This window comes from Pseudomonadales bacterium (assembly GCA_013215025.1).
GTDB lineage: Bacteria > Pseudomonadota > Gammaproteobacteria > Pseudomonadales > DT-91 > DT-91.
Genome location: JABSRR010000097.1, coordinates 1 through 7,556, shown reverse-complemented (window position 1 = coordinate 7,556; position 7,556 = coordinate 1). Strand labels below are relative to the sequence as shown.

Genomic DNA, 7,556 nt, shown 5'->3' with positions numbered 1-7,556 from the left:
CATGGCACGGGTTGTGACATCCATAACCATTTCGATGTCGTTAGCCGCACCGGCATCACGCACCTGCTTGGTTTGAGCATATGAAATAATAGCTACATCACGCATTTCTATACTTCTCCGTCGCTGCAATACGCTCAGCTTTCAGCTCAGCGATATCGACTACTTCACCATCAATAGGTACGAAGTATTTAATATTCTCTAAAGTGTAATCCCACTCCGACTCGTCTTTCCAAATGGCTTTTACTTTTTGGCCAATTTCGAGCGCATCATTATCACACTCTGATACCAAGTGGATAAATGTTTGATCGGTTTCGTCCAAAACAATATTAGCCACAATAAACGGCGGCTTAACCGGCGCATTAGGGATAGGAATATGCACGATAGTGAATGACATGATCGTGCCAGTCTCAGGCACTGATACCACCTCTTCCATCGGCGTACCAGAAATAGGACAGGCACCGCGTGGTGGCACAGACACAAAGCCGGTTACATTAGAGCGTTGGCCAATTAATTTGCCTTGCTTAACTTCACGCAAAAAGACAGATGTTGCAGCACCTGCAGCAAAGCTATAACGAAGCTCGATAGGAGACTCGAAGCCCTCAACCATTGTTTTTTCTTCACTCATGGGGATCTCCTTTAAGCCATCTCAAAGCATTCAATATCGCGGATCGTACCAACGCGATTAGCTGCCCAACGAATTTTCACTTTCGCACCGCTTTTAACATCGCCACGTTGACAATCAAGTGCATGCAACATCGCCGTGTCAGCACCGTCTAGCTTGACCAACACCCAAGCAAAAGGGGTTTGCAATGGATGCTTATGTAACGGTTCAGACACCCAGCTATAAGTTGTTACAACACCCGTGCTTGCAACTTCAACAAACTCTGTTAACTCATCTGAGGTTTGTGGATCATATTCTAACGGTGGGCAGATCACTTGGCCTTGGCTTCCTTTGATACCGAGAACCTTTTGGTCTTTCAACTCAGTGAAGAACTTGCTCAACACATCGCCGTAGGTTCGGGTATAAGTAAACTCAAGGTCAAACTCTGATCTCAATACGTCATCGTTTTGAGACATGGAGATATCTCCTTTCATTTATCATTATATTGCGGCAACGATCCGCTGCCAGTTAAGAATTAAGGCGCAAAAGTATCAATCAACGGCGGTGAATTCGCAATACCTTTTAACAAAGATGTAATGACAAAAACGATCACGCTATCATAAGCGCTGATTTCTGCCGCTTTATCATTGGTTTACCACAGCCAAATCTAACTGCGACAAAGAGCTGCGCATTAACAGCTAAACTGTTATCAACAACGGCTAGCCGTCAATAAGATCTAAGCATTAACAAAAGCTCGTCCTCTGCACAATCCTTGAACATAGCCAACAGTCTAAGAGGCGCGATTAGCTTGATCGCGCATCAATGCCTGCTGCATATTAGCCGCAATTGTGCTGGCAATGACTACCGCACGATCGGTTTTAGGACCAGAGAATTCAGCCGCTGTGGCCTTAAAATGCGCCAACCATGCCACAAAATTAGCCTCCGTAAAGGCCTGCTGAACATCGACAGCGCGATGAATATTCATGGTGTGGCGCCGATAGTCCGAAGCGCCAAGCAATAACTTCTCCCAGTAGCTACAAATAATAGGTAAATGTTTATTTAAATCCACCTTAGCCACTTTCGAGAAAATCGGCTCAAGTGATTGATCAGATAGTATTTTTTCATAAAAACTCTCAACAAACTGCTGAATATGTTGCGCTGAATCTAGATCAACATTACCCGCAGCCTGAACCCGACTATCATCAATTCGTGTATTTTGCACCGAGATCATAACCCAATAAAATTACTGTTAAACGCTATCATTCTACCACTTATGGCCGTTAAAATAAGTGATTCTGCAATATGCTTTTCAAGGATTCGATATGGCTGACGCCCTGATCTATTTTGTCGTGATTTATGGCCTGATGATACAGTTTGCAAAATACCGCACGCGCTGGAAACCAACGCTTATTGCGCAGTTTTTCCTTGGCTGGCTTACGATTGAACTGGCAGCTTTTCACGCCCTAACTCATATAGCCTTGCTGCTAATGGCGCTCGGCGATCTGGGGGACTGGCAATGGAGCACTAGCCTTGCGGTGCTGTTGGCTGCATTCAATATTCGGCAGCTGCAGCTTATGCACCAGCTAGCATCAGCCACGCAGCAAGAATTTGCTAAAACTTTAGCCATTGGACTGGGTGATAAATTTAGCGAATCGATCGCCCAAGAGCGTCTTAATACGCTTAATCAGCCTAGCCAGCAGCATTGGTACAAACCTTTCAGCTTAAACACTGATCAGTACCAACATTTTAGCAACATCACCTACGGCCCAGAAGAGCGCAACACGCTGGACCTATTCAAACCCAAAGATGGCGCCTATCGGCCACGGCCTGTCATGTTACAGATTCACGGCGGCGGCTGGATGCTGGGCTACGGCGAGCGTCAGGCACTGCCACTGAGAAACCGATTGATTGAAGCAGGCTGGATATTTGTCTCCATTAACTACCGACTCAGCCCAAAACATCGCATGCCCGCGCACCTCGTCGACTGCAAACGCGCCGTAGCATGGATTAAAGCCAATATTGCAGAATATGGCGGCAACCCAGATTTCATCTTAACAACCGGCGGCTCTGCAGGTGGCCACTTATGCTCACTGCTAGCTCTGACTGCCAACCAGCACCTCAGCACCTTACAGCCCGGGTTTGAAGAATGCGACACCACAGTGCAAGGTTGCTTACCTATGTATGGCGTTTATGACCTGACTGACAGCAACCAACATCGCGCCGATTTGCCGGTGCAAGACTTCCTTGAACAGCGCATTATGCCAACTAAACTGGATGATGACGCCGACTTTTGGCGGCTGATGTCGCCTACTCTGCAAGTTCACGCAGACGCCCCACCCTTTATGGTCACGCATGGCCAGTTAGATACACTCTCCTTCGTTGAGGATGCGCAATATTTTGCCAAAGCATTGCGTAAAAGCTCTAATCAGCCCTGTGTTTACACCGAGCTAGAACAAACCCAACATGCATTTGACATATTCAACTCGCCGCGCTGCCTGCAAACGGTTGATGCAATGCATACTTTTTCGGAATGGGTCTATAGTCGGTATTTAAAATAGACACTCAAGAAAATCATTTAAATCAGTTAGTTTATAGTAGTCATTAAAGCCAGCTTGAATAGCCCCTTAAACCAGCAGTTTTAGCCGCCAATACATTCATCCAATATAACTCTGCACAACATTAGCAATTTAGGTCAGATAAAATGCCTTGCCGCTTGCACAAAAAGCTTCAGGCTAGACTGCTAGACAGCATAAGAAACTCAGGCATTTGATTAAGCTTTTAATTTAGAAAAGCCTCAAATTTGAACGGCTCTAATTTTAATAGCTTTAAAATGACAGTAGTTTGATTGATTGGCAGCTTATCAATAAAAATGGCGGTCAGGGAGGGATTCGAACCCTCGAGCCGCTATTAACGACTACCCGCTTTCCAGGCGAGCGCTTTCGACCACTCAGCCACCTGACCGATGCATTGGACATCCTTACACTTCTATTTATGCGGTAAAAGCATTAGCGTAATGAGTATCCAGAAAACATATATGAGCAATATTAAGATTTTCGCAAATGCGGATGTGCTGATGCGAATGTGCTTACTATTGCAAAAAGAAATGGGGTGGACGATGGGGATCGAACCCACGACCACAGGAATCACAATCCTGCGCTCTACCAACTGAGCTACGCCCACCATAGCGATTTAACCTGACAATACATGCACAATATTCAGGCAAGGCCCTAAAAAGGCTAAACCCAAAAAAGCTCTCACAAGATGCAGACTGATGGCAAGTTGAGCACCGAGTGCATGCAAATTATGGCACGCCCGGCAGGACTCGAACCTGCAACCTACGGCTTAGAAGGCCGTTGCTCTATCCAGTTGAGCTACGAGCGCATTGCGCTTGCAGATTAAAAAGTGGTCGGGGTAGAGAGATTCGAACTCCCGACATCCTGCACCCAAAGCAGGCGCGCTACCAGACTGCGCTATACCCCGACAAGCTCATTAACTGAGGACGCGAATAATAGGGAGCGGCCCCAAAATTGTCAATCCGTTTTTACAGAAAAAATCAACCGCTGAAAAGAATGTCTAAAATTCATGCGTTTTAATTTTTTGCATAAAAATTAAGTGCTTAAATTTTGAACCCAATGGTGGAATCATGCGAAAATAGCATTTTCAACGAAAAACTTTCGGGCTGCATTTATGACTGTAATTCTTGACGGCAAAGCACTGGCTAAACAAACTGAAGCCGAACTCCTTAAACGCGTAGAGACCATTAAATCATCCAGTCAAGGCCGCACGCCAATTCTCGCTACGATTCTTGTCGGCGATGATCCAGCATCTGCAACCTATGTAAAGATGAAAGGCAATGCTTGTGAGCGCATAGGCATGCGCTCAATGAAAGTTGAATTAGCTAGCAGCACCACGACCGAGCAACTGTTGACACAAATTCACGCCTTAAATCAAAACCCTGATGTTCACGGCATATTATTACAACATCCAGTGCCTGCTCAGATTGATGAACGCGCCTGCTTTGATGCGATTGCATTAGAGAAGGATGTTGATGGTGTCACCTGTTTAGGCTTTGGTCGCATGGCTATGGGCGAGGAAGCTTATGGCTGCGCCACCCCAAAAGGTATAATGCGCCTGCTTGAACATTATCAAATAGCGCTCGAAGGAAAACATGCCGTCGTGGTTGGACGCTCCCCTATTTTGGGTAAACCCATGGCTGCCATGCTACTTGAAGCCAACTGCACCGTCACTATCTGCCATTCACGCACAAACAATCTTAGCGAACATATCAAGCAAGCCGATATCGTGGTTGGCGCAGTCGGCAAACCTGAGTTTATTAAAGCCGAATGGATTAAAGCTGGCGCTGTGGTCGTCGACGCTGGATACCATCCTGGCGGCGTTGGCGATATTGAACTTGATAAAGTCATCGACAAAGCCAGCGCCTACACCCCGGTTCCTGGTGGCGTTGGACCAATGACCATTAACACACTGATTTTTCAATCGGTGGAGTCAGGTGAAAAGTCTTTATTGTAATACCCCCAGGGTATTAGCGCCTTTTATATTGCAAGGAAAACTAGCACTCGAGACTGTGAAGATGTCAGCTAAGCTGAGCGGAAAAAACCTAAACTGGATTAGAACGAAACGGAACGGAATGATCAATTTAAGCGAGTTTTCAGTGGCTTAAGGTGCTTAAATTGAGAAAAAATAACTATCAGCCAAAAGGCGCTCACTGAAACTATTAACCAAACGAATGCGATAAAACGATTGATATAAAAATTGATATAAAAAAAGCCGCTATGCGGCTTTTTTTAATGTTGAGTCAGGCGTTAATCATAAACCAAGGCCATCATTCAAACTTAGCAAAATAATTTGCAACAAAAATTAACGGCCAATTAACCAAAAGGCAACGGTTGTCACAACAACGGCCATAAGAGAGATAATCGCAAAGGCGTCGGCTTTTGCATTGGCACTTTCTTCTTCCGTCATAGGATACTGATCGCTCATATATACTCCTTATCACATCATATTAGGGCTAAATCAAATCGGCGGCGATTATAAGACAGTGATTGCATTTTGTCAGGATTATTTCTGAATATGCCTAATGACTGGCGAAAAAGCTATCTCAGTGCTTAATGCACATTTCCTACTGCATAGCCTTCATTGCAAAGTCCACTCGTCTAATCATTAACACGTAGCGATCCGATATTACTTTTATAGACAAACCCTATCCAATTAGTTCCACCTAAAAGGCTTTAACCCGTCTTTTAATCAGCAAAATCGGCATATCAACATGTTTGGCTAAACCGTTCTCTAGAAACGTTCTCCCTGGGATACCCTCTTCGTGTAAATATTTAGATTAAATACCTGACATTTTCTGCGTCACCTTTTAAAAAACTAGCAAAATAACTCAATATATAGCGTTTTCAGGGCTAAATGATCGTTTTTGTTAGGCTAAATGATACCGAACTGTCATTGTTTTTTAACTCGCACAAGGCATACTAGGCGTCGAAATATTGACCAGCTGATGCTGGCATCAGATAAAATCAATAATGGTTTCCCGAGGAAATATTATGCGCTCAGATTTAGCAGATAAATGTGGTATTGATGTACCAATTTTCGCCTTTACACACTGCCGCGATGTCGTTGTCGCCGTTGCCAAAGCGGGCGGCATGGGTGTCTTAGGCGCAGTAGGCTTCAGCCCCGAAAAATTAAAAGAAGAGCTGGACTGGATCGACGATCATATTGGTGACCTGCCTTATGGTGTGGATATTGTTATCCCACAAAAATATGAAGGCATGGACGAAATGGACCCAGACAAGCTAGAAGAAATGCTGATGGGTATGATTCCTCAGGAACACCATGATTTTGCAGCAAAACTTTTGGCTGATCACGGCGTACCTGAATGGCCTGATGCTGATGATGAAATGGGCTTACTCGGCTGGAACGAAGCTATCGCCACTTTATTGGTTGACGAAGCGATGAAACGCCCTAACTGTAAGCTGATTGCTAATGCACTTGGTACGCCGCCTGCTCATATTGTGAAGAAAATTCAAGATTCTGGCCGCTTGGTTGGCGCGTTATGCGGCAAAGTCAAACAAGCTAAACAACATGAAGAAGCTGGCCTAGACTTTATTATCGCACAAGGCACTGAGGGTGGCGGCCATACTGGTGAGGTTGGTTCGATGGTGCTTTGGCCTGCTATTATCAACGCCGTTGATACGCCTGTGTTGGCAGCCGGTGGTATCGGCAGCGGTCAACAAATGGTTGCAGCGATGGCTATGGGTGCAGCAGGCGTTTGGGCCGGCTCACTATGGTTAGCGGTAGAAGAAGCAGAAGCTGAACCTGCTCAGAAACAATCGTTCTTTGATGCGACTGAAGAAGACACCGTTCGTTCACGCTCATGGACAGGTAAGCCTTGTCGTATGCTTCGCAATGAGTGGACACAAGCCTGGGAAACCGAAGGCAACCCTCAGCCACTTGGCATGCCGTTACAAGGCCTAGTAACCGGTGATGCTATCCGCCGTACGCATACCTACGCTGCATCAGGCGAATGTCAAAAAGTTGCTTTTAACCCTGTTGGTCAGGTGGTTGGACAGATTAATGAAGTTGAGTCAGTGCGTGACTTGATCAATCGTCTATTAACTGAATATGTCGACACCATGGAAAACTTAAATAGCTTGCTTCCTGAGTAACTGTTAGTATTTCAACTGTTTGACAAAAGCCCGCACTTCGCGGGCTTTTTTGATTCACCATAAAAACCATTGAACAACTGCGCGAGGATAATATGAATGCCTTCATAAGCTTCACAAGCAGCAATAAAAATACCCTTCTGGTCTTTTGCGGGCTTTGCTTGTTTAGTTTAGTGTTAAGAGCGCCTTTTTTTTCAATCACTCAAGTTGATTGGGATGAGTGGACATTTATATTAATTGGGCAAGACATACTTAATGGCAATCTACCC

6 protein-coding genes and 4 tRNA genes are annotated in these 7,556 nt (G+C 45.2%); 3 read left to right on the top strand and 7 right to left on the bottom strand.

Annotation, left to right across the window (positions count from 1 at the left end):
* Nucleotides 1-97: 97 nt before the first annotated feature.
* The 3 genes from HRU21_08185 to HRU21_08175 form a co-directional block, all read right to left on the bottom strand.
* The gene (locus HRU21_08185; GenBank protein NRA42266.1) at nt 98-625 is read right to left on the bottom strand and encodes a Zn-ribbon domain-containing OB-fold protein; all 528 of its coding nucleotides are present in this window, start codon (nt 623-625) and stop codon (nt 98-100) included.
* 11 nt (nt 626-636) lie between these two features.
* Complete coding sequence (locus tag HRU21_08180) at nt 637-1,077, bottom strand: OB-fold domain-containing protein (protein ID NRA42265.1); 441 nt, start codon at nt 1,075-1,077, stop codon at nt 637-639.
* Nucleotides 1,078-1,391: 314 nt separating this feature from the next.
* Nucleotides 1,392-1,832 (bottom strand): group III truncated hemoglobin, encoded by a 441-nt coding sequence (locus HRU21_08175; protein ID NRA42264.1) that lies wholly within the window; start codon nt 1,830-1,832, stop codon nt 1,392-1,394.
* A 91-nt stretch (nt 1,833-1,923) separates the two neighbouring features.
* Here HRU21_08175 and HRU21_08170 point away from each other — a divergent pair, with 91 nt between their 5' ends.
* A complete protein-coding gene (locus HRU21_08170) occupies nt 1,924-3,159 on the top strand; it encodes an alpha/beta hydrolase (protein ID NRA42263.1) in 1,236 nt (411 codons plus the stop codon).
* Nucleotides 3,160-3,471: 312 nt separating this feature from the next.
* On the opposite strand, the gene HRU21_08165 is transcribed toward HRU21_08170, so the two are convergent.
* The 4 genes from HRU21_08165 to HRU21_08150 all read right to left on the bottom strand — a co-directional run bounded on the left by HRU21_08165 (nt 3,472) and on the right by HRU21_08150 (nt 4,081).
* A tRNA-Ser gene (locus tag HRU21_08165) sits at nt 3,472-3,562 on the bottom strand.
* Nucleotides 3,563-3,705: 143 nt separating this feature from the next.
* Nucleotides 3,706-3,781, bottom strand: a tRNA-His gene (locus tag HRU21_08160).
* Nucleotides 3,782-3,905: 124 nt separating this feature from the next.
* Nucleotides 3,906-3,982, bottom strand: a tRNA-Arg gene (locus HRU21_08155).
* A 22-nt stretch (nt 3,983-4,004) separates the two neighbouring features.
* Nucleotides 4,005-4,081: transfer RNA gene (locus HRU21_08150), tRNA-Pro, on the bottom strand.
* A 207-nt stretch (nt 4,082-4,288) separates the two neighbouring features.
* On the opposite strand from HRU21_08150, the gene folD reads away from it, so the two are divergent.
* Entirely contained in the window at nt 4,289-5,131 is an 843-nt protein-coding gene (gene folD / locus HRU21_08145; protein ID NRA42262.1) for a bifunctional methylenetetrahydrofolate dehydrogenase/methenyltetrahydrofolate cyclohydrolase FolD, read from the top strand.
* A 1,037-nt stretch (nt 5,132-6,168) separates the two neighbouring features.
* Nucleotides 6,169-7,290 (top strand): nitronate monooxygenase, encoded by a 1,122-nt coding sequence (locus tag HRU21_08140; GenBank protein NRA42261.1) that lies wholly within the window; start codon nt 6,169-6,171, stop codon nt 7,288-7,290.
* Nucleotides 7,291-7,556: the final 266 nt, after the last annotated feature.